Below are 26,776 nucleotides of genomic sequence, written 5' to 3'. Positions count from 1 at the left end.
CCCCTGAGTAAGCCCTGTCATACCTGAGAGCTACTTGGGAAGTGGGCTCTCCAGTGGGACGCCGACGAGGGCTCCCGATTCCTAACTTCGTGACCAGAGAACAACGCGACGCACCAACGCCCCCTCTGGCACGAGTGAAGGACCGGATCCATGAGCCGCCGACCCCGACCCACCGCACGTCCCGACGGCCGCAGCAGCGGCCGTCTGCGCCGCACGCTGCTGGCCGGACTCGTCGCCGCGGCCGTGGTGTTGCCCGTTTCCGCCGCCGCGTCCCCGGACGTCCCCGCGCCTGCCCCGGCGGTCCTCGGCGCGAGCGCCAACCTCCCCGACCGGTACGCAGCCCACCTCGCCAACCTCGCCGAGGCGGCCAGTACCGCGGAGAACGCCGGCCGCGCCGGCCGTGCGGCGAAGCTCCGGGCGATGGAGGCGGGCGGCGATGCCCGGTTCCTCGCCTTCGACGGGCGCGGCAAGGGCCGGGCCATAGAGGTGTTCGGCGATCTGGCGACCGCCGACCGGGTCGCGGTCCTGGTCCCCGGGTCGGACACGACGCTGGACACCTACCAGAGGTTCCGCGCCGGAGCCGTCGCCCTTCAGCAGCGCCTCCGCGCCGAGCACCCCCGTTCCGCCGTGGTCGCCTGGCTCGGGTACGACACCCCCGGTACGGTCAGCCCGGTCGTCCTGACCACCGGCCGCGCCGACGAGGCCGCCGCCGAACTGAGCTCCTTCCTTCCCCGGTTGGCCCGGCTGGCCGCCCCGGAGGCCCGCCTCTCGCTCCTGTGCCACTCCTACGGGTCCGTCGTCTGTGCCCGTACGGGGACGGGCCCCGAGGTCACCGACATCGCGCTGTTCGGCAGTCCGGGCACGGGAGCCGGCTCCGCCGCGGACCTGCCGACCCGGGCCCGGGTCTGGGCCGGCCGGGGCGGCGACGACTGGATCTCGGGTGTCCCGCACGTCCGCGTCGGCGGGATCGGCTTCGGCGCCGATCCCGTGGACCCGGCCTTCGGAGCCCTGCCCTTCGCGGCCGGTTCCGGCGGCCACAGCGACTACCTCAAGCCGGGCAGCGAGTCCCTGAACGGCCTGGCCGGGATCGTGCTCGGCTCCTCCCCGTCCGCCCTCGCTGCTCCGGAGGTCTCCCGTGCGCGTGCGTGAACCACAGACCCGCTGGTCCGTTCTCGCGGACCGCATCGACGCCGGAACCCCCGCCCACCGGGACCGGGCCGTGGACGCGCTCCGGGCCTTCGCCATCCTCGGCGTGGTGCTGGGCCACTGGCTGGTCACCGCACTGACCAGCGCCGACGGCGCCCTCAGCACCACCAGCCCGCTGGCCCACATGAGCGGACTGGCCCCGGTCTCCTGGGTGTTCCAGACCCTGGCCGTCTTCTTCCTGGTCGGCGGCCATGTCGCGGCCCAGGGGTACGAGTCGGCGCGCGGTCGCGGAGTCCCGTACGGGCCGTGGGTCCGCCGGCGTCTCGGCAGGCTGTTCCGGCCGGTCGCCGCCGTCCTGGTCCTCTGGAGCGTCGCCGCCGGTGGCATGCTGCTCGGCGGTGTCGGGACGGACACCGTCCGGACCCTGCTCAAGCTCGTCCTGTCGCCCCTGTGGTTCCTCCTCGTCTTCGCCGCGCTCACCGCCGCGACCCCGCTCGTCGCCCGGCTGAGCCCGCTGTGGCCGCTGGCCGTGGTGGCCTCGGTCGACGTCTGGCGCTTCGGGTTCGGCGGACCCGAATGGATCGGCTGGGTCAATGTGGCCGCCGGCTGGCTGGTGCCCTACACCCTGGGCGCCGCCTGGTCCCGGGGCGCCTTCGCCCGGCGCACCCCGGCCGCCCTCCTGCTGGGCGGCGGGATCGCCGCCACGGCCGCACTGATCCTCTGGGGCGGGTACCCCGCCTCGATGGTCGGTGTCCCGGGAGCCGCGATCTCGAACCTGAACCCGCCGACGCTGGCCGCCGTGGCGTTCGGCCTGGCCCAGTGCGGGCTGGCACTGCTGCTCCGGGGGCCGCTGGCCCGGGTGATGAGCCGGCCGCGGGCCTGGGCGAAGGTGGCGCTGGTGAACCTGTCCGCCATGACGATCTTCCTGTGGCACCAGACCGCGATGATGGCCGTCACCGCGCTGGGACTGCTGGTCTCCACCGATCTGCCCGGCCTGCACACCGTGCCCGCCTCCGCGCAGTGGATAGCCGTCCGGCTGCTGTGGCTCCCCGTGTTCGCGGCCGCGCTGGCGGTCTGCTGGGCCGCCTTCCACACCTACGAGCAGGTCGGCGGCCGCCCCCGTGGCCGGACCCGGCGCGGATCCTCCGGGACTCCGGCCACCCCCTCCCGGATCGTCGCCTCGTCCGCTGCCCGGACCCCGACCCCGGCCCCGGCCCCGGCCCCGGCCCCGGCCCCGGGGAACGCATCCCCCACCGCCCTCACCGACTCAACTCCGGCCGGTGAAAGCACAGTCACCGGCCCGGTGGCTCCCGCCAAGGAGACCCTCCATGCCTAGGCTGGACGACGTGAACGAGCAGAGCGAGCCCCCGGCCCCGGCCCCGGCCCAGAACTCGGCCGCAGCGGTCGTGGCGGGCGTGGCCCGGGGGCTCCTGGACCTGAAGGCCGACCCCCTGCCGAGGATGTCGAAACCGCGCTGGCTGGCCTGGCTCCCGCACGTGGTGCTCCTCTATCTGGCGGCGGCCTTCTTCTCCGTCACCACGGAGCAGCTCAGCAACCACTACGAGGTCCACGGCTCCGTCCGGTCCCTGCTGGCGACCATGGTCGGCGGGGCCATCGTGATCGCGATGCGGTGGCCGATGGCCGGGTACTGGCTCGGCCTGACCGCGGCGGGACTGGTCGCCGGGCAGATCCACGGGCACGTCGGGCAGGGCCAGAGCTGGCCGTGGATGCCCGCCGGGATGTTCGCCTTCGCCCCGGTGCTGCTGCTGGTGTCCCTGCGGGTGCCGCCCCGGGTGACCGTCGGGGCGGTCACCGTCGTCGTCGGCTGCACCGGGCTGGCCGAGGCCTTCCTCAGGCCGGAGAACAGCGGCACCGGCACCCCCGGGGCCGTCCTCCTCTTCGCCTTCACCGGGCTCCTCGGCTACGCCCTGCGCGCGACCCGGCTGGCCCGCACACAGCTCGTCCGGCAGGAGACGCTCACCGAGGAGGAGCGCGCCCGGCGCACCCTGCTGGAGGAGCGCAGCCGGATCGCCCGCGAGCTGCACGACGTCGTCGCCCACCACATGTCGGTGATCTCCATCCAGGCACAGGTGGCCCCCTTTCTCGTGGAGAACCCGTCGGAGGAGCTCAAGGAGAACCTGGCCGGGATCCGTGCGAATGCCGTGGAAGCCCTGACGGAGTTGCGCCGCGTCCTGGGGGTGCTGCGTTCCGAGCACCCCGACGAGGCCGGCGGCCCGCACCATCCGCAGCCCACCCTGGCCGAGTTGGACGGCCTCGTGGACAACGTGCGGGCCGCCGGGCTCGATGTCACCACCGAGATCGCGGGCATCCGCCGCCCGTTGTCCCCGGGGGTGGAGCTCACCGCTTACCGGATCGTTCAGGAGGCCCTGAGCAACTGCCTGCGCCACGCGCCGGGCTCCCGTGTGGAGGTCGGCATCGCCTACGGACCCCGCGATGTGCACCTGTGCGTCGCCAACAGCGTGCCCACCCGCCCGGCCCCGCCGACCATGGGAGCGGGGCACGGGCTGCTGGGGATGCGGGAGCGAGCGGGCATGCTGGGGGGCGAGCTGGCCGCCGGCCCCCGCCCCGACGGAGGGTACGAGGTGAGCGCCGTGCTGCCGATGGATCCCGTGTCCCCGGGCGGCGGGCCTTCCCCCGCCCCCGAGACGATGAAGAAGGACTCATGACTGCTGCCCCGATCAAGGTGATGATCGCCGACGACCAGATGATGGTCCGCCAGGGCTTCACCGTGCTCCTCGACGCCCAGCCCGACATCGAGGTCGTCGGTCAGGCCGTCGACGGCGCCGAGGCCGTGGCCAAGGTCGCCGAACTGGCCCCGGACGTGGTGCTGATGGACATCCGGATGCCCGGCATGGGCGGTATCGAGGCCACCTCCCTCATCACCGCCGCCCCGGGCTCCGCGGTGAAGGTGCTCGTGCTGACCACCTTCGACCTCGACGAGTACGTGTACGAGGCGCTGCGCGCCGGCGCCTCGGGGTTCCTCCTCAAGGACGCATCCGCCGATCAGCTGGCGGAGGCGGTCCGCGTGATCGCGGCCGGGGAGGCGCTCCTCGCGCCGAACATCACGAAGCGGCTGATCACCGAGTTCTCCCGGCTGGGGGCTCCGAGGGCGCCCTCGAAGGCGCGCATCGACGAGCTGACGGAGCGGGAGACGGAGGTCCTGTCGCTGGTCGCCCAGGGCATGTCGAACGCGGAGATCGCCGAACACCTGATCCTGGCCGAGCAGACGGTGAAAACGCACGTGGGCCGGATCCTGGTGAAGCTGGGCCTGCGGGACCGCACACAGGCGGCGGTGTTCGCGTACGAGACGGGCCTGATCCGTCCGACGGGCTACTGAGGCAGCCCCGGTAGTACTTGAGGGGGACCCCGGGAAATCCCCTTCAGCGGCGACGCGGACCAGGCCAGGGCCCACCTACCGTGGGGAGCATGACCGAGACGACCCCCGGGGCGAACCCCCGGACACCAGAGATCCGGCTGGCTTCGGGCTTCATCCAGAGCCTTCGCCAGGCTCTGATCACCGACGCCTTCGCCTACCGCCCACTGCCCCCGATGCGCACGGACGGGCCGCTGACCCGGCGACTCCCGCAGCGGATACGGGTGGAGGCCGCACAGCTGCCGCACGCGGTCGTCTGCCTGATCGCGTTCCTCGTGGTGGTCTTCACCTCGATCACCACCGGTCTGCCCCAGGCCGCTTCCCTGGTGATGGGACTGCTCGCGGCAACCCCGATCGCGATGACCCTGGTGCGGCCGCTGGGAGCGTTCTGGGTCGCCGTGGCGGTCACCATGGTCTTCTCGGTCGTCAACGGCTCCGATCCCAACTGGCCCTGGACCCCCGCCACCTTCTTCTCCTACCTCGTGACGGTGACTCTGGTGGCGATGCGGACCAGTCCCCGCACGGCCGGCTGGATGTGGGTGGTCACGCTGACGATCGGCATCGGGACATCGATCCTGCTCGGCCAAGGCCAGAACATCAACGTCGGGCCGATGGCCTTCGCCTCGGCGATCGCGCTGCTGGCCGTGAGCATCCGCACGATTCGCAAGCAGGCGGAGCAGGAGGTCACCGCGCAGCAGGAGGTCACCGCCGTCGAGCGGGACCGGCGGACCCTGCTGGAGGAGCGGACCACGATCGCGCGGGAGCTCCACGACGTGGTGGCCCACCACATGTCGGTGGTGGCCATCCAGGCGGAGGCCGCGCCCTACCGGGTGAAGAATCCGCCGCCGGAGCTGGAGGCCGCGTTCGTCACCATCCGGGAGAACGCGGTGGCGGCCCTGACCGAGCTGCGCCGGGTACTGGGCGTCGTGCGCTCCGCGGACTACGAGGCACCGGACGCCCCGCAGCCGACGCTGGCCTCGCTCGACGGTCTGCTGGCCAACGTGCGGGAGGCCGGGCTGAGCGTGGACAAGACGGTGACGGGCGCGGTGCGCGAACTGCCTCCGGGGGTGGAGCTTTCGGCCTACCGGATCATCCAGGAGGCCCTGAGCAACACCCTGCGGCACGCGCCGGGTGCCTCCGCCGGGGTCGAGATCTCGTACGTGCTGGGCGGGCTGGGCCTGCGCATCGTCAACGAGGCCGGCACCGGAGACGTGCGGCCCTCGCCGGGGGCCGGGCAGGGGATCACCGGGATGCGCGAGCGGGTGGCCATGCTGGAAGGGGAGATGACCGCCGGGGAGCGGGCCTCCGGAGGGTTCGAGGTGGCGGTGTTCATACCCGTGGCCGGCAGCCGCCCGGAAACGGCGAAGGATCCGGCATGACGATCCGGGTGCTCATCGTCGACGACCAGATGATGGTCCGTGAGGGATTCTCCGTCCTGCTGAACGCGATGGACGGCATCGAAGTGGCCGGGGAGGCGGTGAACGGGCGGGAGGCCATCGCCCAAGTGGCGGCGCTGAAGCCGGATGTGGTGCTGATGGACATCCGGATGCCGGAGATGAACGGCCTGGAGGCGACCCGGGAGATCGTGGCCGCCGACACGGACGCGAAGGTGCTGGTCCTGACGACCTTCGACCTCGACGAGTACGTGTACCAGGCGCTGCGGGCCGGCGCCTCCGGGTTCCTCCTCAAGGACGCCTCCGCCCGTCAACTGGCCGACGGGGTGAGGGTGGTGGCCGCCGGGGAGGCCTTGCTGGCCCCTTCCGTGACCAAGCGGTTGATCACGGAGTTCTCGAAGCTGTCGGACACCCGGCCGCAGGTGGGGTCCGCGGGGGGCACGGAACTGACGGAGCTGACGGAGCGGGAGACCGAGGTGCTGGTGCTGATCGCACAGGGGCTGTCCAACGCGGAGATAGCGGATCGCCTGATCATCGCCGAGTCCACCATCAAGACGCACGTGAGCCGGATCCTGGTGAAGCTGGGACTGCGGGACCGCACACAGGCGGCGGTGTTCGCGTACGAGGCGCGGCTGGTGACCCCCGCTTAGGCTGCTCCGAAAAGTTGTCCACAGCTGTGGACAACTTTTCGGAAGAGAGTGGATCAAGGGGTATCGGGGCTCAGGCCGCCAGGTCCCGGCGACGCAGGGCGGTCAGGGCAGCGGCCAGGAGAGCCGCCGCCAGCGCGGTCAGCATCAGTGGAGGAGCCCAGGTCAGGGCCTCGGAGCCGGGGATCCGGGGCAGGTGGGCGAAGGGGGACAGGTCGAGGACCGCCCGGGGGAGGTTCAGCGCGGGGCCGATCCAGCCGAGGGCCAGCACCGCCCCGGCCACCGCCCAAGCGGCCGACGCGTGGCCGGGGGCCGCGCCGTACAGGAGGGCCGCGACGGCGCCGATCACCCACACCGCGGGGAGCTGCACGAGAGCGCCCCCGACGGTCTGCGCGAGGTCCGCGCCATGGCCGAGGCCCAGGCCGAGCCCACCCAGCACCAGGATCAGCGCCGCGCCGCCGAAGGCCACGGCCAGATGGCCGGCGGCCCAGCGCAGGCGGCCGACGGCGTTCGCGAGCACGGGTTCCGCGCGCTGCCCCGACTCCTCGGCACCCAGGCGCAGTACCGACGACACGATGAAGAGGGCGGCCACCAGTCCGAGCATCCCGGCCATCGTCGCCAGGAAGGCGTCGGTGAGGCCGACCCGGCCGCCCGCGCCGCCCATCCGCTCGATGATCTCCCGGGTCCTGGCGTTGTCGCCGACCAGCTCGATGGCCCCGTCCGCCATTGCCCCGAACACCGCGCCGGCCACCAGGAATCCGAGGCTCCAGCCGAGCAGCCCGCCCCGCTGCAGCCGCCACGCCAGCGCCCCCGCGCCGGCGAGCCGTCCCTCGGCCGGGCCCGGGCGGACCGTCAGGAAGCTCATGCCGAGGTCGCGTCGGCCGGCGAGCGCGTAGGCCGCTGCCGTCTGGAGGGCGAAGGCCGCCGCGAACAGGGCGAGCACCGACCAGCGTTCGGCCGCGAAGGCCCGTAGGTGCTCCAGCCAGCCCAGCGGTGAGATCCAGGTCAGCGCCGACGAACCGTCCGCGGAGCCCGCGTCCCCCGCGGCGCGCAGGACGAAGGCCGCGCCGAGCAGCGCCCCGGCGAGGCCCTTGGCGAGCCGCGCGCTCTCGGTGAGCTGCGCCGTGACGGCGGCCGCCGACGCGAACAGCATCCCGGTGGCGCCGATCCCGAGCCCGAGGGCGAGCGCTCCGCCCGCACCCCGGCCGGCGAGCCCGGCCGTGACGAGGAGAGCGACCAGCGCGTTGGCGGTGAGGGCCGCCAGCAAGGCTGCCGTCAGCGGAGCCCTGCGCCCCACCATCGCTGCCGACAACAGCTCCTGACGGCCCGTCTCCTCCTCCTCTCGGGTGTGCCGGATCACGATGATCAGGCTCATGACCCCCGCGAGCAGCCCGGCGAAGACCCCGCCGCGCCAGGCGGTCAGCGCGCCGACCGAATCGCCGAAGGCGGGGCCGTAGAGGGCGCGGAGCGAGCCGTTCGTGCTCAGGGTGGAGAGCAGCCGGGTCCGTTCGGCCGGGGTCCCGTACACCGATTCGAGTGAGGCGGGCAGGCTGAGCAGCAGGGCGGCCACGGCCAGGATCCAGACCGGCATCATGACGCGGTCGCGGCGCAGGGCGAGGCGCAGCAGGGTGCCGGTCCCGGCCAGTCGGCGGCGATTCATCGCAGCTCTCCCGCCTCGTCGTCCCGGGCGTAGTGGCGCAGGAAGAGCTCTTCGAGGGTCGGCGGGGTCGCGGTCAGGGACCGTACCCCCGAGGCGGCCAGCGACCGCAGTACGGCGTCCAGCTTGTCCGTGTCGGCCTGGAGGCGGATCTTCCGCCCCCGTACTTCCACGTCGTGGACGCCGGGCAGGTGCGCGAGCCCGTTGGGTGGTCCGGCGAGCTCGGCGCTGATCGACGTACGGGTGAGGTGGCGCAGTTCGGCGAGGCTGCCGGTCTCGACCGTCCGGCCCTTGCGGATGATGCTGACCCGGTCGCAGAGGGTCTCGACCTCGCTGAGGATGTGCGAGCTGAGCAGGATGGTGCGGCCGGCGGCCCGGGCCTCGGCGACACAGCTGCGGAAGACCTCCTCCATCAGCGGGTCGAGGCCGGAGGTGGGCTCGTCGAGGATGAGCAGTTCCACGTCGGCGGCGAAGGCGGCGACGAGGGCGACCTTCTGCCGGTTGCCCTTGGAGTACGTACGGCCCTTCTTGGTCGGGTCGAGTTCGAACCGCTCGATCAGCTCGGCTCGGCGCGCCCGGTCGAGGCCTGCGCGGCCGCCGCGCAGGCGCCCGTAGAGGTCGATGACCTCGCAGCCGGAGAGGTTGCGCCAGAGGGTGACGTCGCCGGGTACGTAGGCGATGCGGCGGTGCAGTTCGACGGCGTCGGCCCACGGGTCGCCGCCGAGCAGCCGGGCGAGGCCGGAGTCGGCGCGCAGCAGGCCGAGCAGCACCCGGATCGCGGTGGATTTGCCGGCGCCGTTGGGGCCGAGGAATCCGTGCACCTCTCCGGTGGCGACCGCGAGATCGAGGCCGTCCAGTGCGTGGGTGCGACCGAACTCCTTGTGGAGTCCGGCGACGCTGATTGCCTTCGCCATGACTCCGAACGTACGCTTCTTTCACAATTTTGTGAAGGTCGGAAATCACGTAAAGTCGGGAGGGTGGCTGAAGACGTGAACGACAACGTGAACGACGACGTACAGAGCGATGCGGACACCCGGGACGAGGAAGCGGTCTCCCGCTTCGTCGAGCGGTTCGCCGCGCAGCTGACCGAGGCGGGGATGCAGCGGATGGCGGCGCGCGTCTTCGCCCGGCTGCTCGCGAGCGACGGCGGCGCGATGACCTCGGCGGAACTGGGCGAGGCGCTGCGGATCAGCCCCGCGGCGGTATCGGGAGCCGTCTCCTACCTGTCCCAGGTCAACATGGTCAGCCGTGAGCGCGAGCCGGGCTCACGACGCGACCGCTACGTGCTGCACAACGAGCTCTGGTACGAGACCTTCACCCGCCGGGACCAGATCCTGACCCTCTGGGAGAAGACCCTCCGCGACGGCGCGGCCAGCCTCGGCCCCGACTCCCCCGCGGGCACCCGGATCGCCGAGACGGCGGCGTTCTTCGAGTTCATGCAGGCGGAACTCCTGGGCCTGATGGACCGCTGGCGCACGCACCGCGCGACCCTGAACCTGCCGTGACCCGGACGGGTGTCGGCAGCGGCGCCATGGCGGCAGGCAGACCGTCGAGCTCGACGCGAGCCACGCCTCCCTGGCCTCCCGGCCCGGCCCGGCCCGGTCTGCGACCTCATCGAGGCGGCCGCCTCCGCCTGAGCACACCCGTCCGCCACGGCCTCCGCGCCCGGCCCAGCCCCCGGGCGCACGGCGCCCACACCACGGCCCCGGGCCCCGGATCCCCGGCCAGCCACACGAACCGCTCCGCCGGCGGGCCGGAGGTGTCCGGCTCCGCGCCCGGGGGCGGGACGGCGTCCGGGTCGCTGCGGCGCCAGGCCTGGGGCCCCTGGGGCGCCAGCACCCGCCGCCCCAGGGGCCCCAGGGTCAGCACCCGGCCCGCTCCGTCGCCGCCCAGGGCGAGCAGCGGCGGCAGCCCGCGTCCGCGCAGCACCCGCACCTCGTACGGGGCCCAGCGCAGCCCCGGGGCTCGCAGGAGGCCCCGCACGCGCCGGACCACGTACAGCTCCCGGAGTCCGACGAGCAGCGGCAGGCCCAGCAGCCCGAGCAGCACCACCCGCAACGGCGCGGGGCGGGTGACGAGGGCCCCGACCAGTGCGGGCCAGCAGAGCACCGGCAGCAGACAGATCAGCAGGGCGTCCTGCCGCCAGTCACCGAGCGCATCCCGGACGGCCGCCTCCCCGGGCGGCCCGGCACCGCCCGGATCATCCGCCGAACCCGGGCCGGGCATGGCTACGGTTACGGCTACCGGCTCGGGTACGGGCCCGGGTGCCTCACCCACGCCCACGCCCTCACCCACGCCCACGGTCTCCGCCATGGCCCCGCCCTCCCTCCCCCTCGTCAGCGCTGCAGCGGCAGTGTCAGCCCCCACGCCCCCGGGTGCAAGGTCCACGTACGGCGGCGGACCGGACCGGTGATGCCGACGTCCGACCGGTAGCGGAAATCCTCCCCGGACACCGTCACGGCCGACGCCCGCGCCCGCACCACCCGGCCGGACCCGGACCCGGAACCGTAGCCAGCGCCGAAACCGGCACCGGAGTCCGAGCCGGAACCGGCCCCGGGACCGGAGCCAGGGCCAGAGCCGGAGCCGGAGCCAGAACCGGAGCCGGGGCCCAGCGCCGTGACCGCCCCCATCCGGACCAGTACGTCCGCCAGCCCGTCGCCCTCCCGGGCCGACACGGTGACGTCCTCCACCATCCGGTCCACATCCGCCAGGACCACCCCGTCGGCCTCCACCCGCAGCCGGTGGCCCCCGCCGGATCCGCCCGCGGAGGACGCACCGGCCGGCGGGCGGACGAACGTACGGACCAGCGAGCGGTACGCGTTCCACACCGACGGCCCGGCCGGCCGCGGCACGCCACCGGACCCCGACCGGGACCTGGCCGCGGCCCCCGCGGGCGGCGGTGGGATGCCGATCCCGCCCAGCACCACCCCGTCGCTGTCGTCGACCAGCAGGTCCCGCATGCCGACGGCCCCGTCCAGGACCGCCCGCGCGGCCGACACGGCCGACAGCGGCACGCCGAGCTGCAGCGCCAGTACCAGCGACCCCGCGGGCCCCACCGGAATCAGCGAAACGGCCCCCTCGGACAGCGCCCGCTCCCGGTGCAGCAGCCCGACGGCCCGTACGAGCGCGCGGTCGTCGCCCACGATCACCGGCTGCCGATGACCCCGGCGGGCGAGGGCCCGCGCAAACTCCTCCTGCGAGTCCGGGAGACAAATTTTCGCTGCCGCTCCCGCTGACAACACATCTTTCGCGATTCGCACGGACTCGCCGTCAAGACGGCGGGCGACCGGGTCGACGAGCACGAGCAGGCCGCCTACCGGCGCGCCCGCATGGCTCATGGTGGGCTCTGGAGCCGACACCTCGGTCCTTCCTCGGGTAGCATCTTTGTGCAAGAGGCCCTTGCGCTATTGCGCCAGGGCCTTCGTCTATTCCGGGGTACCGGTCCGACGGCTCAGCCTGCGGTGTACATCGTCGTACGCCCCCTGACCTTGGACATGCCCCATCCGGAAGAGGTGTACGCCTGTGCCCGCTCTTGTGCTGCTCGGAGCTCAGTGGGGTGACGAGGGCAAGGGAAAGGCCACCGACCTGCTCGGTGGATCCGTTGACTATGTAGTGCGTTACCAGGGCGGCAACAACGCCGGCCACACGGTCGTCGTAGGCGACCAGAAGTACGCACTGCACCTTCTCCCTTCCGGCATCCTCTCCCCCGGATGCACCCCGGTCATCGGCAACGGTGTCGTCGTCGACCCGGCCGTCCTGCTCTCCGAGCTGCGCGGCCTGAACGAGCGCGGCATCGACACCTCAAAGCTGCTGCTCAGCGGCAACGCGCACCTGATCACGCCGTACAACGTCACCCTCGACAAGGTCGGCGAGCGCTTCCTCGGCAAGCGCAAGATCGGTACGACCGGCCGCGGCATCGGCCCGACCTACGCGGACAAGATCAACCGCATCGGCATCCGCGTGCAGGACCTCTACGACGAGTCGATCCTCACCCAGAAGGTCGAAGCGGCGCTGGAGGGCAAGAACCAGCTCCTCGCGAAGCTGTACAACCGCCGCGCGATCGACCCGGCCCAGATCGTCGAAGAGATGCTCCAGTACGCGGAGCAGATCAAGCCGTACGTCGCCGACACCACCCTGATCATCAACAACGCGCTCGACGAGGACAAGGTCGTGCTCTTCGAGGGCGGCCAGGGCACGCTGCTCGACGTCGACCACGGCACGTACCCCTTCGTCACCTCCTCGAACCCGACCGCCGGTGGCGCCTGCACCGGTGCGGGCGTCGGCCCGACGAAGATCAGCCGCGTCATCGGCATCCTGAAGGCGTACACGACCCGCGTCGGCTCCGGCCCGTTCCCGACCGAGCTGTTCGACGCGGACGGCGAGGCCCTGCGCCGCATCGGCGGCGAGCGCGGCGTGACCACCGGCCGCGACCGCCGCTGCGGCTGGTTCGACGCCCCGATCGCCCGCTACGCGACCCGCGTCAACGGCCTGACGGACTTCTTCCTCACCAAGCTGGACGTGCTGACCGGCTGGGAAGAGATCCCGGTCTGCGTCGCGTACGAGATCGACGGCAAGCGCGTCGAGGAGCTCCCGTACTCGCAGTCGGACTTCCACCACGCGAAGCCGATCTACGAAAACCTCCCCGGCTGGTCCGAGGACATCACCAAGGCCAAGACCTTCGCGGACCTCCCGAAGAACGCCCAGGCGTACGTCAAGGCCCTCGAGGAGATGTCGGGCGCCCCGATCTCCGCGATCGGCGTCGGCCCCGGCCGCACCGAGACCATCGAGATCAACTCGTTCCTGTAGGCGGTACCCGCACCAAGCCCGAAGGGGCGGCCCGAAGGGGCCGCCCCTTCGGCGTGCCCGAGGACCTACCAGGCCAGCTGCGAGATCTCCTCCGCCACCACCGCGCACGCGTCCGCGGCCGGATCGATGAGCGGGAAGTGGCCGACCGCGTCCAGCAGGGTCAGCCCCACCATCTCCCCCGCCAGCGCGGCCGCCGCCACGTAGGCCTCGGACACCGCCTCCGGGACCACGATGTCGCTCCGCCCCTGGACCACGGCCGTGGCGATGCCCGTCGGGAGCAGCGCCGCCGGGTCGGCGTACGGGCGGCGTGCGGCGAAGCCGGACGCCCCGCCCAGGAGTTGCGCCGAGGCGCCCCCGCACACCCCGAGCTCCTCCGCGACCGTGAAGTCCGCGATCGGGGCCAGCGCCACCACGCCGCGCAGCTGCGGCGCCGAGGGCAGCCGCCAGCCGGCCGGGGCGTCGTACGGGAGCACGTGGCGGGCCGCCGCCCACAGCGCGAGGTGGCCTCCGGCCGAGTGGCCGGTCAGCACCGTGCGGCGCGGGTCCGCCTCCGGCAGGCTGCCGGCGGCCAGGCCGGGCAGGGCGTCCAGGGCGGCGGCCACGTCGTCGAAGGTCTCGGGCCAGCGGCCTGCCACGGGGCCCTCGGCGTCCTGGTGCGGCAGGGGCTGCGATGCCCGGAACTGGCCGCGCCGATACTCGACGTTGGCCACGGCGAAACCCCGGCGGGCCAGGAAGTCCGCGAAGGGGGTGATGTGCTGACGGTCGTACGGGCCGCGCCAGGCCCCGCCGTGCAGGACGACGACCAGCGGCGCGGAACGCGCGACGCCCGGCTGCGCCCGTTCCCCGCGCGGGGCGTAGAAGTCGATGATCTGGTCGGGGTGTTCACCGTAGGCGGCCGTCGCGTCGGGGGCTACGGGCGGATGGGAGAAGGCCGAGGCGGCCTCGGCGGCGTCCCGTTCGACTGCGGGGTCCGTCATCGGCTCAACCTCCGGTAACGCATGGGACAAGGGGGACTGGTGTTCCGGTGTTCCGGCAGAGCGGGACCGTATCAGGCCGGAACGGTCCCCTCCGTGGCGGACGGGGCGGATACCGGCGCGGGCGGGGCCGTAGCCCCGCCCGCGCGGTGATGTGACGTTTCGCTACCGGTTCACCCGAAAATGTGACCCAGTGCGCGCGCCGCACGCTCCGCGTCCGCGAAGCCGACGTACAGCGGGGTGAATCCGAAGCGCAGGACATCGGGGGCGCGGAAGTCCCCGATCACCCCCCGCGAGATGAGCTCGCGCATGACCCCGTCCGCGTTCTCGGTGCGCAGCGACACCTGGCTGGCGCGCTGTTCGTGCCCGGTGGGGGTGACCAGCTCGACCTTGCCCGCCGGGACGTACGCCGCCACGCAGTCGAGGAAGAAGTCGGTCAGCGCGAGGGACTTCGCGCGGACGTCCTCGACCGCGACCCCGTCCCAGGCGTCCAGGGCGGCCTCCAGCGCCAGCATGGACAGGATGTCCGGAGTGCCGACGCGGGCCCGCGCCACGCCCTGCGCGGCCTCGTAGGAGGGGGTCATCGCGAACGGGTCCGCGTGACCGTTCCACCCCGGCAGCGGGGAGTCGAAGGCGGACTGGTGGCGGGCGGCGACGTACAGGTACGCGGGGGCTCCGGGGCCGCCGTTGAGGTACTTGTACGTACAGCCGACCGCGAGGTCCACCGCGTGCGCGTCGAGGCCGACGGGCAGCGCCCCGGCCGTGTGGCACAGGTCCCAGACGACGAGCGCCCCGGCGGCGTGCGCGGCCGCGGTGAGGGCGGGCAGGTCGTGCAGGCGGCCGGTGCGGTAGTCGGCGTGGTTGAGGAGGACCACGGCGGTGTCCGGGCCCATCGCCCCCGCGGCGGCGGCCGGGTCGACCGGGACGACGCGCAGGCCCGTCATCCGGGCCGCCGATTCGGCGATGTAGCCGTCGGTGGGGAAGGTGGCGGCGTCCACGAGCAGCTCGGTCCGGCCGGGCGCGGCCAGCCGGGCGGCGCCGACCAGGGCCTTGAAGAGGTTGACGCTCGTGGAGTCGCCGACGACCACCTGGCCGGCGGCGGCGCCGACCAGCGGGGCTATCCGGTCACCGATGCGCTCGGGGGCGTTCCACCAATTGGCTTCGCCCTCGGTCCAGGAGCGGATCAGGCGGGTGCCCCACTGCTCCGTGACGACCTCGGCGAGCCGGGCGGCCACCCCCGCGGGGAGCGCGCCGAGGCTGTTGCCGTCGAGGTAGACCACGCCCTCGGGAAGGGCGAAGCGGTCGCGGAGCTTGCCGAGGGGGTCGGCCGCGTCCAGGGCTTCGGCGCGGGCCGCCAGGTCGGGGGCCGGGCTCGGGCCGGCGGTCTGCTCAGACATGGCTGCGCGCCGTCCACAGCTCCGGGAAGACGTTCTTCTGGGCGCGCTTCTCCAGCCAGGTCACGCCGGCCGAGCCGCCCGTGCCCGTCTTCGCGCCCATCGCGCGGCGGGTGGCGACCAGGTGGTCGTTGCGCCAGCGCCAGACCAGCTCGGCGACGTCGGTGAGGACCTCGCCGAGGCGGTGCAGGTCCGGGTGGGCGTCCGGGGCGGCGTACAGGGCCGTCCAGACGGCTTCGACCTCGGGCGAGGGCTCGTAGCGCTGCGAGAGGTCGCGGTCGAGGACCGACTGCGGGACCGGGAGGCCGCGGCGGGCGAGGAGGCTCAGCACCTCGTCGTAGAGGCTGGGCTCCTGGAGGGCCTTCTCCAGCTCCGCGTGGACGCGCGGGGCGCCGCGGTGCGGGACCAGCATGGAGGCGGCCTTCTCGCCGAGCAGGAACTCCATCCGGCGGTACATCGCCGACTGGAAGCCCGAGCCCTCGCCGAGGGCGGCGCGGTACGCGTTGAACTGGCCCGGGGTCAGCTGGGCGAGGGGGCGCCAGGAGGCGTTGAGGGCCTCCAGCTCGCGGAGGGATCGTTTCAGCGCGTCCATCGCGACGGGGAGCTCGTCCTCGCGGAGCGCCTGCGCGGCCGTCTCCCACTCGTGGACGATGACCGTGAACCACAGCTCCATGACCTGGGTGGTGACCAGGAAGACCATCTCGCCCGGGTCGTCCGAGCGCAGGTGCTGGAGGTGGGTGAGGACGTCCGCCTGGACGTAGTCCTCGTAGGGGGTCGTGCCGGCGAAGTCGAGGTTCGGAGTGTCCGAACCGCCGTCTCCGGAGGCATCAAGGGCGTGCGACATCGCTGTCTCCTCGATACGTGCTTCCGGGTAGCGGTCCGCTCCTTCCGGTGAGGTGAGTGGAGCTCCGGTCCCCTGTCCGCATCATAAGACCGTCGTGCCGCAGGGCTTCAATAGTCAGTGGCGTACGTCACCTTCCGCGACCGGGCGGGCCCCATGCGGGAACCCGCCCGGGAACGGGCGCCGAAGGCGTCGGTCCGCAGGCGTCGGGCCTGGGACCTCGGGCCTGGAACCTCGGGCCTCAGACCGCGGGCCTCAGACCGCGAGCCTCAGACCGCGAGGACGTCCGCGGCCGTCTCGGAGGAGTCGCGCAGGAAGGTCGAGCAGCGCTCGTACTCCTCCTTCTCCTCGATCGCACCGGCCGCGCGGGCCAGGGCGTTCAGGGCGCGCAGGAAGCCGCGGTTCGGCTCGTGCTCCCACGGCACCGGGCCGTGGCCCTTCCAGCCGGCGCGGCGCAGCGCGTCCAGGCCGCGGTGGTAGCCCGTACGGGCGTACGCGTACGACTCGACCGTGCGGCCGGCCGCGAAGGCCTCGTCGGCGAGGAGGGCCCAGGCGAGGGAGGAGGTCGGGTGCGCGGCGGCCACCTCGACGGCGGGGGTGCCCGCGGCGATGGCCGCGATGCCCGGCTCGTCGGGGAGGTGGGTGGGGGCGGGGCCCCCGAGAAGGTTCTGGTGAAGAGACATGCGCACAGTCTGGGGGATGCGGGCCTACGGGAAGGGCCCGGCCCCGCCGTCCGTGGACGATGGAGCCGGGCCCTCCCGGGAAAGCCGCTGCTGCGTGAGCCGCCGCTACTTGAGCTTGGTGCCCGTGGAACGCAGGTTCGCGCAGGCCTCGGTGACGCGCGCGGCCATGCCGGCCTCGGCGGCCTTGCCCCACGTGCGGGGGTCGTACTTCGACTTGGTGCCGACCTCGCCGTCGACCTTCAGGACCGCGTCGTAGTTGCGGAACATGTGGTCCACGACCGGGCGGGTGAAGGCGTACTGGGTGTCGGTGTCGAGGTTCATCTTCACGACGCCGTTCTCCAGCGCGGTGGCGATCTCCTCGGCCGTGGAGCCCGAGCCGCCGTGGAAGACGAAGTCGAACGGGGAGGACTTGCCGTACTTCTCGCCGACGCCGGCCTGGAGGTCCTTGAGGAGCTCGGGGCGCAGGACGACGTTGCCCGGCTTGTAGACGCCGTGCACGTTGCCGAAGGAGGCGGCCAGTAGGTAGCGGCCCTTCTCGCCCAGGCCCAGGGCCTCGGCGGTGCGCAGCGCGTCGTCGACGGTGGTGTAGAGCTCGTCGTTGATCTCGTGGCTGACGCCGTCTTCCTCGCCACCGGTCGGGGTGATCTCGACCTCGAGGATGATCTTCGCGGCGGCGGCCTTGGCGAGCAGCTCCTGGCCGATGGCCAGGTTGTCGGCCAGGGTCTCGGCGGAGCCGTCCCACATGTGCGACTGGAAGAGCGGGTTGAGGCCGCGGGCCACGCGCTCGGCCGAGATCTCGAGCAGCGGGCGGACGTAGCCGTCCAGCTTGTCCTTGGGGCAGTGGTCCGTGTGCAGCGCGACGGTGATGTCGTACTTGGCGGCCACGATGTGCGCGAACTCGGCCAGGGCGGCGGCGCCGGTGACCATGTCCTTGTTGTACTGGCCACCCAGGAACTCCGCACCACCGGTGGAGATCTGGATGATGCCGTCGCTCTCGGCCTCCGCGAAGCCGCGCAGTGCAGCGTGCAGGGTCTGGGTCGAGGTCACGTTGATCGCCGGGTAGGCAAACTTGCCTGCCTTCGCCCGGTCGAGCATCTCGTTGTAGACCTCGGGGGTTGCGATGGGCATCTGTCCGCTCCTTGGATGTGCGGGGAGTGTGCTTATGGCGGGCCCTGACCTGGGGGCGACGTTGCCGTCGTCCCCATCTTTCCAGACTCACGCCCCCGCTCCACCTCCGCGACGGCTCCGCACGGCCCGATCCGGGTGGAGTGTTTCACGTGAAACACTCCACCCGGCCGGAAAGGCGCAGGTCAGGGACTACTTCCGGACTTCCGGGGACCTAAGTCACCAGTTGTGCGGAAGCACGACCCACTGTCCGAGGGTTAGGACAAACCGAGGTCATCCAGCTGGTACCCCGTGAGGTAGGGCAGTCCGGCAGCCGCGATGGCGCCGGCCGCGCCGCGGTCGACGATCGTCGCGACGGCGACGACCTCGCCGCCGGCCTCGCGGACCGCCTCGACGGCGGTCAGCGGGGAACCGCCGGTCGTCGAGGTGTCCTCGACCACCAGGCAGCGCTTGCCCTTCACGTCGGTGCCCTCGATACGGCGCTGCATGCCGTGCGCCTTCTGCGCCTTGCGGACGACGAAGGCGTCCAGGCGCGCGCCGCGCGCGGCGGAGGCGTGCAGCATCGAGGTGGCCACCGGGTCGGCGCCCAGCGTCAGGCCGCCGACGCAGTCGAACTCCAGGTCGGCGGTGAGGTCGAGCATGACCTGGCCGACCAGCGGGGCGGCTTCGCCGTCCAGGGTGATCCGGCGGAGGTCGATGTAGTAGTCGGCCTCGCGGCCGGAGGAGAGGATCACCTTGCCGTGCACGACGGCCTTGTCCTTGATCTGCTGCAGAAGCGCATCGCGTACGTCACTCATGGCCCCGAGCTTAATTGGGCACTACCCGAGCCGCCGCCACGTCCACGTCGTGGAGATCTCCAGCGGGTCCACGGGGGTGACCAACTGCGGGAGGCTGTTCAGTCCGTTCGGCGGGCCCGACTGCGGTTCCACGCAGACGGCCTCGGGCTGCTCGTCGTAGACGACCACCCATTCGGAGCGGCTGGTGACCTTCAGCTCCAGGGCGTCGGGCCACGTGAGGGTGACGTCGACCCCGTACGGCATGCCGAAGCAGTCGTCCCAGGGGCCCGGCTTGGGGTCGATGCGGTTGCCGGTGGGGAGGTGGTCGGCTCCGCGCTCCTCCTGCCAGGCGGCCTCGAAGTCGATGCGTACGTCGGACCCGCCCCCGCCGAGGTTGCGCAGGAACCAGGGGTGCCAGCCGGCCTGCGCCGGGAAGGAGTCCTGGTAGGTCTCGATGCCCATCGTCAGGGTCAGCGCGTTCTCGCCGAGCTCGAAGATCTGGGTGACCAGGCCCTCGTAGGGCCACGGGTCGGCGAGCGGGTACGTGAAGGCGGCCTCGGTGGCGGTGGCCCGGGCGCGGCGCCAGGCGGCGTCGCGGCCGAAGCCGTGGATGGCGTGCGGCGGGTGGTTGAGCGGCAGCTGGTGCAGGGTCGCCCCGTCCTGGAACTGCCCGTCCCTGGTCCGGCCGCACCACGGGACCATGGGGAAGGACCCGTAGTGGTCCCCCTGCCGCAGCAGTTCCGTCCCGTCGATGCGCAGACTGCTGATCCGGCAGCCGTTCTCCTGGTCGATGGTCACCTCGGCGCCGCCGGCGCGCAGTTGCGTACTCATGCCATGACCTTAGTCAGCCCGACGGGGTGATCCGGTCCGTGCCGGGAAGCGGGCGAGTTCCCCGGGTCAGCGGCGGCGGCGCAGGGCGCGGCCCAGGAGGACCGCCGAGGCCACGGCCACGGCGGCGGCCGGGGCGATCCAGCGGAGGTTGGCGTTCGCGGAGGCGGAGGTGGGCGCCGGGACCGGGGCGTAGCGGCCGCGCGGGGGCGCGTGGTCGACCTCCTCCGCGCTGCGGCCGATCATCGTGCGGCGGGCGTGCGCGGCCTCGGCCGGCGGGCGCGGCGGTCCACCGAGGTCACTGAGGTCGCCGAGGTCGCCGAGGTCGGCCATGCCTTCGAAGGTGCCCTCCAGGAACGGGTCCAGGGACGGGGGCGGGACCTCGGTGTCGAACACGGACGCGGTGACCTCGGTGAACCCCGGGTCCGGGTCCGGGCCTAGGTCGGTGTCGGGGTCGGTATCGGCGTCGGTGTCGAAGTGCTCCGGGGCCGGGTCTCCGTCGGTTGCCGCCGCCGCCGCGTCGGCCGGCCCCGCGGCGTCGGGCCCGGCGGCGCCGTCGACCGCGAGGGCCGCGAGGTGCCCGGCGGCGCGGTCCAGCAGACGGTGTGCGGCCGTGGCGGCCGCGCCGGGGGCGAAGGCGGCGGCCCGGCCGTCGGCGGCGGACTCGGCGGTGAACTCCAGCCGGGTGCCCCCGTCCGCCCCGGTCAGGCGCAGCGCGAGGGAGAGCTTCACGGTCCCGCTCCCCCGCACCTCGGTGCCTTCTCCGGCGAGGGTGAAGTGGTCCGGGTCCTGCTCGGTGACGGAGAGGGTGCCGCGGTAGGTGACGGTGTGCCCGCCGACCCGCACCTTCAGCCGGCCTGACAGCGGCCCGGCCTCGGTATCGGCGTCCTGCTGGAGCCCCGGCACGCATCGCGCCAGCCGGGCGGGGTCGCGCAGCACGGCGCGGACGTCGGCGGAGGGGACCGGTACGAACACCTGATGCTCCATGCGGACGAGCCTACCGACGCGACCGCCCGGCCACGAGTACCCCGGCCACGCGTACCCGGCCACGCGTACCCGGCATGCGTACCCCGGCTACGAGTACCTCGGGTGCGGCAGCGTCGACGGCGGGAGCCCCGCCACCCGGGTGCGCTCCGTGTCCCGGGCCGCGTCGGCCAGGGACCGCGTGGACAGGGAGCGCAGGGCGGGCGTCTCCCGGTCCACCCGCAGCCGGGGCACGTCCTCGCGGGCCGCCAGCACGAAGCCCCAGTCCTGCGGAAGCGTCGCAGCGGAGGCGGAGGCCGCGCCGAGCACCCGATCGGGGCCGGCGGCGAAGCCCGAGAGGCGGCCGCCCGCGCTGTAGGGGGCGGTGCGCAGGCCGGCCGCGCGCAGGGTGGCCTCGACGGTCCAGTAGGTACGGGGCCTGGTGCCGGGCGGCCCCGCGTGGACGGCGAGCCGCCCGCCGGGGCGCAGGGCCCGCGCGGCCAACCCGTAGAACTCCTGCGAGTACAGCTTCGTGCTGGGGGTGATCCCGGGATCCGGCAGGTCGGAGACGATGACGTCGAAGCGGTCCCGGGAGGCGGGTGCGCGCAGCCAGCGGAAGGCGTCCTCGGTGACGACGCCGAGGCGCGGGTCCTCGTACGCCCGCCCGTTCAGCGCGGAGAGCATCGGGTCCGTCCGGGCGAGCCGCACGACTCCGGGGTCGAGCTCGACGACGGTGACGGAGGCGACGTCGCGGTAGCGCAGCACCTCGCGGGCGGCGAGGCCGTCTCCGCCGCCGAGGACCAGGACGCGGGTGTGCGGTCCGGTCATCGCGGGGTGCACGAGGGCCTCGTGGTAGCGGTACTCGTCGTAACCGCTGACCCGCAGGCGGCCGTCGAGGAAGAGCTCGAGGGAGCGCGGGGAGCCGGTCGGGGGGCCGGTGAGGACGAGTTCCTGGACCCCGGTCTGGACGGCGACGCGGACCTCGCCGCCGTAGACGGCGCGGCGGGCGACGCGTTCGAAGTCGTCGGCGAGGACGGTGGCGCAGCCCAGGACGGTGAGGACGGTGACGTTGACACCGATGAGCAGCCAGCGGGCGCGGCGGCTCAGGTCCCTGCGGAACAGCCACAGGACGAGGCCGCCGCCGGCGATGACGTTGACGGTGCCGGTGAACATGGCGCCGGTGAGCTGGCCGAGGACGGGCAGCAGCAGGAAGGGGAAGGCGAGGCCTCCGACGAGGGCGCCGACGTAGTCGGCGGCGAACAGGTCGGCGACGGCGCCGCCCGCGTCCTGTCTGCGGATGCGCTGGATGAGGACCATCAGGAGCGGGATCTCGGCGCCGATGAGCACGCCGATGGCGAAGGAGAAGGCGACGAGCGCGGGCCGGGACTCCCCCAGCCAGGCGAAGCTGGCGTAAAGCGCTATGGCGGAGAGCCCACCGAGCAGGGCGAGGCCCGCTTCCACGAGGGCGAAACCGAAGGCGGGGCGCGCGCGCAGGGCCTTGGCGAGCAGGGACCCGACGCCCATGGCGAAGACCATGACGGACAGCACGACCGAGGCCTGGGTGACGGAATCGCCGATGAGGTACGAGCCGAGGGCGAGCAGCTCCAGTTCGTATACGAGCCCGCAGGCGGCGCAGACGAACACGGTGGCCAGGACGAGGAGTCGGCCGGTCCTGGGCCGTACGGGCAGGACGGCCGGGACGCGGCCCACACCGCGCGGCTCCGGAGCCGGGGGGCGGCGCCACCGGGTGCGAAGCACCCCGCGCGGGGTGGAACGGTCGATCATGAAGCGAACCGTACGTCACCGCCTGCTCGCATCCGGTCACCCACATGGGTGTAAGTGGCGCACTGGTTCGGGCAGTTGGCGTAACCGTCCGGCAACTCCGCTACTCCGCACCACCCGGGCACCCCGAATCGGCGCCGGCGGCCCCGCGCTCCGGGCGCGGGGCGGGGCCGGGCATCCCCGGACCAGCCGGATCAGCCCCACCAGTTGGACCAGCCGGGCCAGCCGGACCTGCCGGACCAGCCGGACGAAGGACCAGCAGGACCAGCGCCAACGGCCTAGATCAGCACCGGCGACTCCACGGCCGCCTCCGCGACGGCGGCCGCCGTGCCCGCCCCCGCACCCGTCGGACCGGCCGTCCGTACGCCGACCCGGGTCCGGGTGGCCACCAACTGCCCTTCCTGCGGGTACGCGTGCCAGGTCCGCCAGCGCACCTGGCCCTCGTAGCGCTGCGCGAGCATGGCGGTGAAGGCGTGCGGGCTGCCGGGGAAGGTCCCGGCGAGCCCGTTCGGGTGGTCCGCGACCAGCGCGAGCAGCTCCTGAGCCCGCCCGGCGAAGGAACCGCGCGAGAGGTTCTCGACCCGCGCGGCGAACTCGTACTCCCAGTCGCCGACGCGCTTGGCCACGCCGAGCGGAAGCGGGGTACTGCTGCCGGGCATACAGGCGACGGTCTCGGAGCAGAGCACGTCGCCCTCCTCCAGGAGTACCTGGTGGGAGGCCCCGAGCAGGCGCAACTCCACTTTCGCGCCACCCAGTTCGAGGTTCAGTACGGCCAGGGCGGGCAGCCGCTCCCGACCCAGGGCCCAGGCGAGATCGGCGGCACGCGTGTCGGTATAGGTGGTCTGGAGGGTCGTGAGCATGAGTCGGCTCCGCAAACGCGCGAGGGAGATGGGCCGGGGCCCGCCAGCGGTAGTCAACGGGTGGGGGGACACCGGCACGGGTCCACAGGAAGTCCAGGGAGGTCCGAGGACTGGTCTACTCAACCGAGGGAATCATGAAAGGCACGGCACTCACAGCGTTTTTACCCAAGTTGCAGGGGTTTACATCCCCTCGGGGGCTACACAGTTCACGTGTTCAACGACATGCCGCCCGTACGCCGTAATGCGCGGCCGTGACGTCCGAACAAGAAGACGCCCGACGGAAGTTGTGCCCGGCGGGCGCCTCACCTATGCGGGAAGCGGTACGAAGGCGGTCCGGAGGCGGAAGCCATCGATCCATGAATCCATGCTGCCCCGTGTCAGCTGGAACCGCATCCTCCGCCACCGCCGCAGGACGAGGAGGAGGAACCACAGCTGGAGGAGGAGGAGCCGCACGAGGAGGAACCTCCCGAGCCACCTCCGGCCCACCAGCCCCCGCCGCCGCTGCTGTCACCGCTGCCGCCACGGCTGCCGCCACCGCCGCCGCCCCCACGGCTGCCCTTGACCGCCAGCGCGCCGATCCCGACGATCCCGCCGACCACCACCACGAAGATCACGATTCCGAGGATCATCCCCCGACCCCTCTCTGCTCCCCCGGTTCCCCGGGGTGCGGGATCCCCTGTCGTCCCGCGTGCTGGGGGGATGCCCGCGGCCCACGCGGCCCAAAGCACACTTGAGCAAGTCCAGAGCTTCCCCGCAGGATTGCGCCCATGAGCGATCCCGAACGCAGCAACGGCCCCGCCCGCCCCTTCCTCAACCGCAAGCTGGCGGCCTTCGGCACGACGATCTTCGCGGAGATGTCCGCCCTGGCCACCGCCACCGGGGCGATCAACCTCGGCCAGGGTTTTCCCGACACCGACGGCCCCGCCGAGATCGCCGAGGCCGCGGCGCGCGCGATCCGTGACGGCCGGGGCAACCAGTACCCGCCGGGCCCCGGCGTCCCGGAGCTGCGTACGGCGATCGCCGCCCACCAGCAGCGCTTCTACGGCCTGGCCCACGACCCCGACACCGAGGTCCTCGTCACCGCCGGAGCCACCGAGGCCATCGCGGCCTCGCTCCTGGCCCTGCTGGAGCCGGGCGACGAGGTCATCGCCCTGGAACCCTTCTACGACTCCTACGCCGCCTGCATCGCGATGGCCGGGGCCGTCCGGGTGCCGCTGACCCTGCGCGCCCCCGATTTCCGCCTCGACGTGGACGCGCTGAGGGCTGCGGTCACCCCCCGCACCCGCCTCCTGCTCCTGAACACCCCGCACAATCCGACGGGCACCGTCCTGACCCCCGCCGAGCTGGCCGCGGTCGCGGAGCTGGCCGTCTCCCGCGACCTGCTGGTCATCACGGACGAGGTGTACGAGCACCTGGTCTTCGAGGGCACCCACACCCCGCTGGCGAGCCTGCCGGGCATGCGCGAGCGCACGGTCACCATCTCCTCCGCCGGCAAGACCTTCTCCTTCACGGGCTGGAAGGTCGGCTGGGTGACGGGGACGCCCGAGCTGGTCACGGCGGTCCGCTCGGCGAAGCAGTTCCTGACGTACGTGTCCTCGGGCCCGTTCCAGTACGCGATCGCCGAGGCCCTCGCCCTCCCCGACGCGTACTACGACTCCTTCCGCGCGGACCTGGCCGCCAAGCGCGACCTCCTCTCCGACGGCCTCGCTGCGGCCGGCTTCGAGGTCTTCCGCCCGGAGGGCACCTACTTCGTCACCACCGACATCACCCCGCTCGGCGAGCGCGACGGCCTCGCCTTCTGCCGGGCCCTGCCGGAACGCTGCGGCGTGGTGGCCATCCCGAACCAGGTCTTCTACGACGACAAAGCCGCCGGGGCCAGCCACGTCCGCTGGGCCTTCTGCAAGCGGACGGTGGTGATAGAAGAAGCAATCGAAAGGTTGTCTAAGCTGCGGAAATGAGCCCCGCCCGACCCGTGGAGCCTGAGCGGCGGACGGGGCCCAGGGTGCTACGGGTGCCCGTCCAGCTCCCCCAGGACTGACCCGGGGCATACATCCGCTACATGCTCGGGGCAGGCGTACAGGGTCGTTCCGGGGCCGCTCGTGCTGGGGATGTCCCGAACGGGCACGGGGGTCTTCGTGACCTTCTTGCAGACCACGCACAGCGCAACATGCCCGAAGCTGGGCCGGAGGGTGAGACCTTTGCGGGTCATGCTCGAATCCCTGTTTCGGTCGGGGCCGCGGGGGCGCCGGGGTAGGTGTAGTGGTACTCGCGGCCGAAGGTCACGGCAGCCGCAGCAAGGGCCCGCTCGCGCCGCTGGGTTTCCTCCCATTGATCCGCCTTAAACCGTTCCGCCAGTTCCACGAAGCGGGGACGGAACGGAGGGATCTCCGGAAGGTCAGGGTCGGTACCGGGGAAGCGCTCAAAGGCCCCCCGAAGTCCCGCCAAGGAGACCCGGACCGGCTCCGGAGCGGGCGGGCCCCAGACGAGCGGTGCGGCGTGCCTGCCTGCCGGGCGCCGAGATTCGACGGGGTGAAGCAAGGCAAGAGCGAACAGTGCCCAGGGCAGGCAGAGGCCCCAGAAGGTAATGTCACGCATTGTCGTCAGCTCCCTTAGAACTGTCGGCCACGCCCCGGGACGGTTGGCGCCGTCGCCGGGGTCTGTCGTGCCTGCACCTTACCTAGACTTGTCTACCTTCGTCTATTGACGTACAGGGTCGTACGCTCAGATGCCCCAACATGGCCAGTTGTCTACTCTTGCTCCATGTCGGAGATTGACCACGAGTCGCCCACGCCGGTCTACCGGCAGATTGCGGCGCTGATCATCGCGGAGATCAAGAGCGGCGCCATTCCGGTGAACCGCAAGATCCCCAGTGAGTCCAACCTGACCCAGCGCTTCGGCGTGGCTCGTGAGACCGCCCGGAACGCGGTGAAGTTCCTCCGTGACGAAGGCTGGGTGTTCACCGTGCCCCAGCGCGGGACTTACGTGACCGATCACTCCGCACGGTCAGGCGACGAAGCCCAGTAGCCCCGTTCGCCGGCTGGTGATTCACAGGCGAACGGGGCCGGGCTCAGCGGTTCAAATGCCGATGATCGGCCAGTACCCGCAACCCGGACATGAGCCGGGGAAGGGTGCCATCACACCGGATTTCCTGCGGCACTGACCACACGGTCCAGCACGACAGACACCACAGCACTTGCCGGTTCTCCGGGTCGCGCTGGGCAGTGCTTCCACACTGTGGGCAGTCCTGCACGCGGGCTCCTACGCCGAGAGGTCGAACTCCCCCAGCTTGGCACCCTTGAGGAAGTCGGACCACTCCGCCGGGGTGAACTGGACGGACGGGCCGCCGGTGGAGTTGCGGACCGCCACCTTGCCCGGGACGTTGGTCGCGACCTCGACACAGCGGGGGTCGTTGTTGTTGTACTGACAGGCGCTGGACGTACGGAACTCGAACTCAGGGGTTCCAGTCATGTCTTCCGTCCTTCAGACGAGTGGGAAAGTCGCTTGGC

26 protein-coding genes are annotated in these 26,776 nt (G+C 72.4%); 10 read left to right on the top strand and 16 right to left on the bottom strand.

The window, feature by feature from the left end:
- Positions 1-150 precede the first annotated feature (150 nt).
- The 6 genes from OG247_RS23630 to OG247_RS23605 all read left to right on the top strand — a co-directional run bounded on the left by OG247_RS23630 (position 151) and on the right by OG247_RS23605 (position 6,584).
- Entirely contained in the window at positions 151-1,149 is a 999-nt protein-coding gene (locus OG247_RS23630) for an alpha/beta hydrolase (RefSeq protein WP_327254133.1), read from the top strand.
- A complete protein-coding gene (locus OG247_RS23625) occupies positions 1,142-2,482 on the top strand; it encodes an acyltransferase family protein (protein WP_327254132.1) in 1,341 nt (446 codons plus the stop codon). The genes OG247_RS23630 and OG247_RS23625 overlap by 8 nt, the downstream gene beginning before the upstream one ends.
- Complete coding sequence (locus OG247_RS23620; protein ID WP_327254131.1) at positions 2,475-3,833, top strand: sensor histidine kinase; 1,359 nt, start codon at positions 2,475-2,477, stop codon at positions 3,831-3,833. Before OG247_RS23625 ends, OG247_RS23620 begins: the two co-directional genes overlap by 8 nt.
- Entirely contained in the window at positions 3,830-4,504 is a 675-nt protein-coding gene (locus OG247_RS23615; RefSeq protein ID WP_327254130.1) for a response regulator transcription factor, read from the top strand. The genes OG247_RS23620 and OG247_RS23615 overlap by 4 nt, the downstream gene beginning before the upstream one ends.
- 89 nt (positions 4,505-4,593) lie before the next feature.
- Positions 4,594-5,919, top strand: coding sequence for a sensor histidine kinase (locus tag OG247_RS23610; RefSeq protein ID WP_327254129.1), 1,326 nt, complete (start codon positions 4,594-4,596; stop codon positions 5,917-5,919).
- Complete coding sequence (locus OG247_RS23605) at positions 5,916-6,584, top strand: response regulator transcription factor (protein WP_327254128.1); 669 nt, start codon at positions 5,916-5,918, stop codon at positions 6,582-6,584. The genes OG247_RS23610 and OG247_RS23605 overlap by 4 nt, the downstream gene beginning before the upstream one ends.
- A 70-nt stretch (positions 6,585-6,654) precedes the next feature.
- Here OG247_RS23605 and OG247_RS23600 read toward each other — a convergent pair whose 3' ends face one another.
- Both OG247_RS23600 and OG247_RS23595 read right to left on the bottom strand, forming a co-directional pair.
- Complete coding sequence (locus OG247_RS23600) at positions 6,655-8,241, bottom strand: ABC transporter permease (RefSeq protein ID WP_327254127.1); 1,587 nt, start codon at positions 8,239-8,241, stop codon at positions 6,655-6,657.
- Positions 8,238-9,152: an ABC transporter ATP-binding protein gene (locus OG247_RS23595; RefSeq protein WP_327254126.1), complete on the bottom strand. Its 915-nt coding sequence runs from the start codon at positions 9,150-9,152 to the stop codon at positions 8,238-8,240. Before OG247_RS23595 ends, OG247_RS23600 begins: the two co-directional genes overlap by 4 nt.
- A 63-nt stretch (positions 9,153-9,215) precedes the next feature.
- On the opposite strand from OG247_RS23595, the gene OG247_RS23590 reads away from it, so the two are divergent.
- On the top strand, positions 9,216-9,743 hold the full coding sequence (locus tag OG247_RS23590; RefSeq protein ID WP_327254125.1) for a GbsR/MarR family transcriptional regulator: 528 nt from the start codon (positions 9,216-9,218) through the stop codon (positions 9,741-9,743).
- A 106-nt stretch (positions 9,744-9,849) separates the two neighbouring features.
- Here the strand turns inward: OG247_RS23590 and OG247_RS23585 are convergent, their stop codons facing one another.
- Both OG247_RS23585 and OG247_RS23580 read right to left on the bottom strand, forming a co-directional pair.
- The gene (locus OG247_RS23585) at positions 9,850-10,551 is read right to left on the bottom strand and encodes a hypothetical protein (protein WP_327254124.1); all 702 of its coding nucleotides are present in this window, start codon (positions 10,549-10,551) and stop codon (positions 9,850-9,852) included.
- A gap of 23 nt (positions 10,552-10,574) precedes the next feature.
- The gene (locus OG247_RS23580) at positions 10,575-11,576 is read right to left on the bottom strand and encodes a diacylglycerol kinase (RefSeq protein ID WP_327257587.1); all 1,002 of its coding nucleotides are present in this window, start codon (positions 11,574-11,576) and stop codon (positions 10,575-10,577) included.
- A gap of 184 nt (positions 11,577-11,760) precedes the next feature.
- Here OG247_RS23580 and OG247_RS23575 point away from each other — a divergent pair, with 184 nt between their 5' ends.
- Positions 11,761-13,044, top strand: coding sequence for an adenylosuccinate synthase (locus OG247_RS23575; RefSeq protein WP_327254123.1), 1,284 nt, complete (start codon positions 11,761-11,763; stop codon positions 13,042-13,044).
- A gap of 65 nt (positions 13,045-13,109) precedes the next feature.
- Here the strand turns inward: OG247_RS23575 and OG247_RS23570 are convergent, their stop codons facing one another.
- The 11 genes from OG247_RS23570 to OG247_RS23520 form a co-directional block, all read right to left on the bottom strand.
- Entirely contained in the window at positions 13,110-14,021 is a 912-nt protein-coding gene (locus OG247_RS23570; protein WP_327254122.1) for an alpha/beta hydrolase, read from the bottom strand.
- A gap of 170 nt (positions 14,022-14,191) precedes the next feature.
- Positions 14,192-15,415, bottom strand: a complete 1,224-nt coding sequence (kynU, locus tag OG247_RS23565; RefSeq protein WP_327254121.1) for a kynureninase — start codon at positions 15,413-15,415, stop codon at positions 14,192-14,194.
- Positions 15,408-16,256, bottom strand: coding sequence for a tryptophan 2,3-dioxygenase family protein (locus OG247_RS23560; protein ID WP_327254120.1), 849 nt, complete (start codon positions 16,254-16,256; stop codon positions 15,408-15,410). Before OG247_RS23560 ends, kynU begins: the two co-directional genes overlap by 8 nt.
- Before the next feature lie 266 nt (positions 16,257-16,522).
- Positions 16,523-16,936 carry a DUF3151 domain-containing protein gene (locus OG247_RS23555; protein WP_327254119.1) on the bottom strand — a complete coding sequence of 138 codons (414 nt, stop codon included), beginning with the start codon at positions 16,934-16,936 and terminating at the stop codon, positions 16,523-16,525.
- 105 nt (positions 16,937-17,041) lie between these two features.
- Positions 17,042-18,064, bottom strand: coding sequence for a class II fructose-bisphosphate aldolase (gene fbaA, locus OG247_RS23550; RefSeq protein WP_243330679.1), 1,023 nt, complete (start codon positions 18,062-18,064; stop codon positions 17,042-17,044).
- 254 nt (positions 18,065-18,318) lie between these two features.
- Positions 18,319-18,858 carry an orotate phosphoribosyltransferase gene (gene pyrE, locus OG247_RS23545; RefSeq protein ID WP_327254118.1) on the bottom strand — a complete coding sequence of 180 codons (540 nt, stop codon included), beginning with the start codon at positions 18,856-18,858 and terminating at the stop codon, positions 18,319-18,321.
- A gap of 21 nt (positions 18,859-18,879) precedes the next feature.
- Entirely contained in the window at positions 18,880-19,668 is a 789-nt protein-coding gene (locus OG247_RS23540; RefSeq protein WP_327254117.1) for an aldose epimerase family protein, read from the bottom strand.
- Positions 19,669-19,734: 66 nt separating this feature from the next.
- Positions 19,735-20,652, bottom strand: a complete 918-nt coding sequence (locus tag OG247_RS23535) for a CoxG family protein (RefSeq protein ID WP_327254116.1) — start codon at positions 20,650-20,652, stop codon at positions 19,735-19,737.
- A gap of 87 nt (positions 20,653-20,739) precedes the next feature.
- Positions 20,740-22,413 (bottom strand): polyamine aminopropyltransferase, encoded by a 1,674-nt coding sequence (locus OG247_RS23530; RefSeq protein WP_327254115.1) that lies wholly within the window; start codon positions 22,411-22,413, stop codon positions 20,740-20,742.
- Between the two features lie 275 nt (positions 22,414-22,688).
- Positions 22,689-23,270 (bottom strand): DUF2617 family protein, encoded by a 582-nt coding sequence (locus OG247_RS23525; protein ID WP_327254114.1) that lies wholly within the window; start codon positions 23,268-23,270, stop codon positions 22,689-22,691.
- 377 nt (positions 23,271-23,647) lie between these two features.
- On the bottom strand, positions 23,648-23,899 hold the full coding sequence (locus OG247_RS23520; protein WP_327254113.1) for a hypothetical protein: 252 nt from the start codon (positions 23,897-23,899) through the stop codon (positions 23,648-23,650).
- 138 nt (positions 23,900-24,037) lie between these two features.
- On the opposite strand from OG247_RS23520, the gene OG247_RS23515 reads away from it, so the two are divergent.
- Positions 24,038-25,228, top strand: a complete 1,191-nt coding sequence (locus OG247_RS23515) for a pyridoxal phosphate-dependent aminotransferase (protein WP_327254112.1) — start codon at positions 24,038-24,040, stop codon at positions 25,226-25,228.
- A gap of 802 nt (positions 25,229-26,030) precedes the next feature.
- Positions 26,031-26,294: a winged helix-turn-helix domain-containing protein gene (locus OG247_RS23510; protein WP_327254111.1), complete on the top strand. Its 264-nt coding sequence runs from the start codon at positions 26,031-26,033 to the stop codon at positions 26,292-26,294.
- A 234-nt stretch (positions 26,295-26,528) separates the two neighbouring features.
- Here the strand turns inward: OG247_RS23510 and OG247_RS23505 are convergent, their stop codons facing one another.
- Complete coding sequence (locus OG247_RS23505; protein WP_327254110.1) at positions 26,529-26,738, bottom strand: DUF397 domain-containing protein; 210 nt, start codon at positions 26,736-26,738, stop codon at positions 26,529-26,531.
- Positions 26,739-26,776 lie beyond the last annotated feature (38 nt).

The organism is Streptomyces sp. NBC_01244 (assembly GCF_035987325.1).
Taxonomy (GTDB): Bacteria; Actinomycetota; Actinomycetes; order Streptomycetales; family Streptomycetaceae; genus Streptomyces.
The sequence above is the reverse complement of the archived record's forward strand: the minus strand, read 5'-3'. Positions and strand labels throughout refer to the sequence as shown.

Coding starts and splice junctions, on each gene's coding strand:
- OG247_RS23530 (WP_327254115.1), bottom strand. CDS start 22,413: ATGATCGACCGTTCCACCCCGCGCGGGGTGCTTCGCACCCGGTGGCGC.
- OG247_RS23520 (WP_327254113.1), bottom strand. CDS start 23,899: ATGATCCTCGGAATCGTGATCTTCGTGGTGGTGGTCGGCGGGATCGTC.
- fbaA (WP_243330679.1), bottom strand. CDS start 18,064: ATGCCCATCGCAACCCCCGAGGTCTACAACGAGATGCTCGACCGGGCG.
- OG247_RS23560 (WP_327254120.1), bottom strand. CDS start 16,256: ATGTCGCACGCCCTTGATGCCTCCGGAGACGGCGGTTCGGACACTCCG.
- OG247_RS23630 (WP_327254133.1), top strand. CDS start 151: ATGAGCCGCCGACCCCGACCCACCGCACGTCCCGACGGCCGCAGCAGC.
- OG247_RS23605 (WP_327254128.1), top strand. CDS start 5,916: ATGACGATCCGGGTGCTCATCGTCGACGACCAGATGATGGTCCGTGAG.
- OG247_RS23610 (WP_327254129.1), top strand. CDS start 4,594: ATGACCGAGACGACCCCCGGGGCGAACCCCCGGACACCAGAGATCCGG.
- OG247_RS23595 (WP_327254126.1), bottom strand. CDS start 9,152: ATGGCGAAGGCAATCAGCGTCGCCGGACTCCACAAGGAGTTCGGTCGC.
- OG247_RS23580 (WP_327257587.1), bottom strand. CDS start 11,576: ATGAGCCATGCGGGCGCGCCGGTAGGCGGCCTGCTCGTGCTCGTCGAC.
- pyrE (WP_327254118.1), bottom strand. CDS start 18,858: ATGAGTGACGTACGCGATGCGCTTCTGCAGCAGATCAAGGACAAGGCC.
- OG247_RS23600 (WP_327254127.1), bottom strand. CDS start 8,241: ATGAATCGCCGCCGACTGGCCGGGACCGGCACCCTGCTGCGCCTCGCC.
- OG247_RS23540 (WP_327254117.1), bottom strand. CDS start 19,668: ATGAGTACGCAACTGCGCGCCGGCGGCGCCGAGGTGACCATCGACCAG.
- OG247_RS23510 (WP_327254111.1), top strand. CDS start 26,031: ATGTCGGAGATTGACCACGAGTCGCCCACGCCGGTCTACCGGCAGATT.
- OG247_RS23535 (WP_327254116.1), bottom strand. CDS start 20,652: ATGGAGCATCAGGTGTTCGTACCGGTCCCCTCCGCCGACGTCCGCGCC.
- OG247_RS23505 (WP_327254110.1), bottom strand. CDS start 26,738: ATGACTGGAACCCCTGAGTTCGAGTTCCGTACGTCCAGCGCCTGTCAG.
- OG247_RS23620 (WP_327254131.1), top strand. CDS start 2,475: ATGCCTAGGCTGGACGACGTGAACGAGCAGAGCGAGCCCCCGGCCCCG.
- OG247_RS23515 (WP_327254112.1), top strand. CDS start 24,038: ATGAGCGATCCCGAACGCAGCAACGGCCCCGCCCGCCCCTTCCTCAAC.
- kynU (WP_327254121.1), bottom strand. CDS start 15,415: ATGTCTGAGCAGACCGCCGGCCCGAGCCCGGCCCCCGACCTGGCGGCC.
- OG247_RS23585 (WP_327254124.1), bottom strand. CDS start 10,551: ATGGCGGAGACCGTGGGCGTGGGTGAGGGCGTGGGCGTGGGTGAGGCA.
- OG247_RS23615 (WP_327254130.1), top strand. CDS start 3,830: ATGACTGCTGCCCCGATCAAGGTGATGATCGCCGACGACCAGATGATG.
- OG247_RS23525 (WP_327254114.1), bottom strand. CDS start 23,270: ATGCTCACGACCCTCCAGACCACCTATACCGACACGCGTGCCGCCGAT.
- OG247_RS23555 (WP_327254119.1), bottom strand. CDS start 16,936: ATGTCTCTTCACCAGAACCTTCTCGGGGGCCCCGCCCCCACCCACCTC.
- OG247_RS23570 (WP_327254122.1), bottom strand. CDS start 14,021: ATGACGGACCCCGCAGTCGAACGGGACGCCGCCGAGGCCGCCTCGGCC.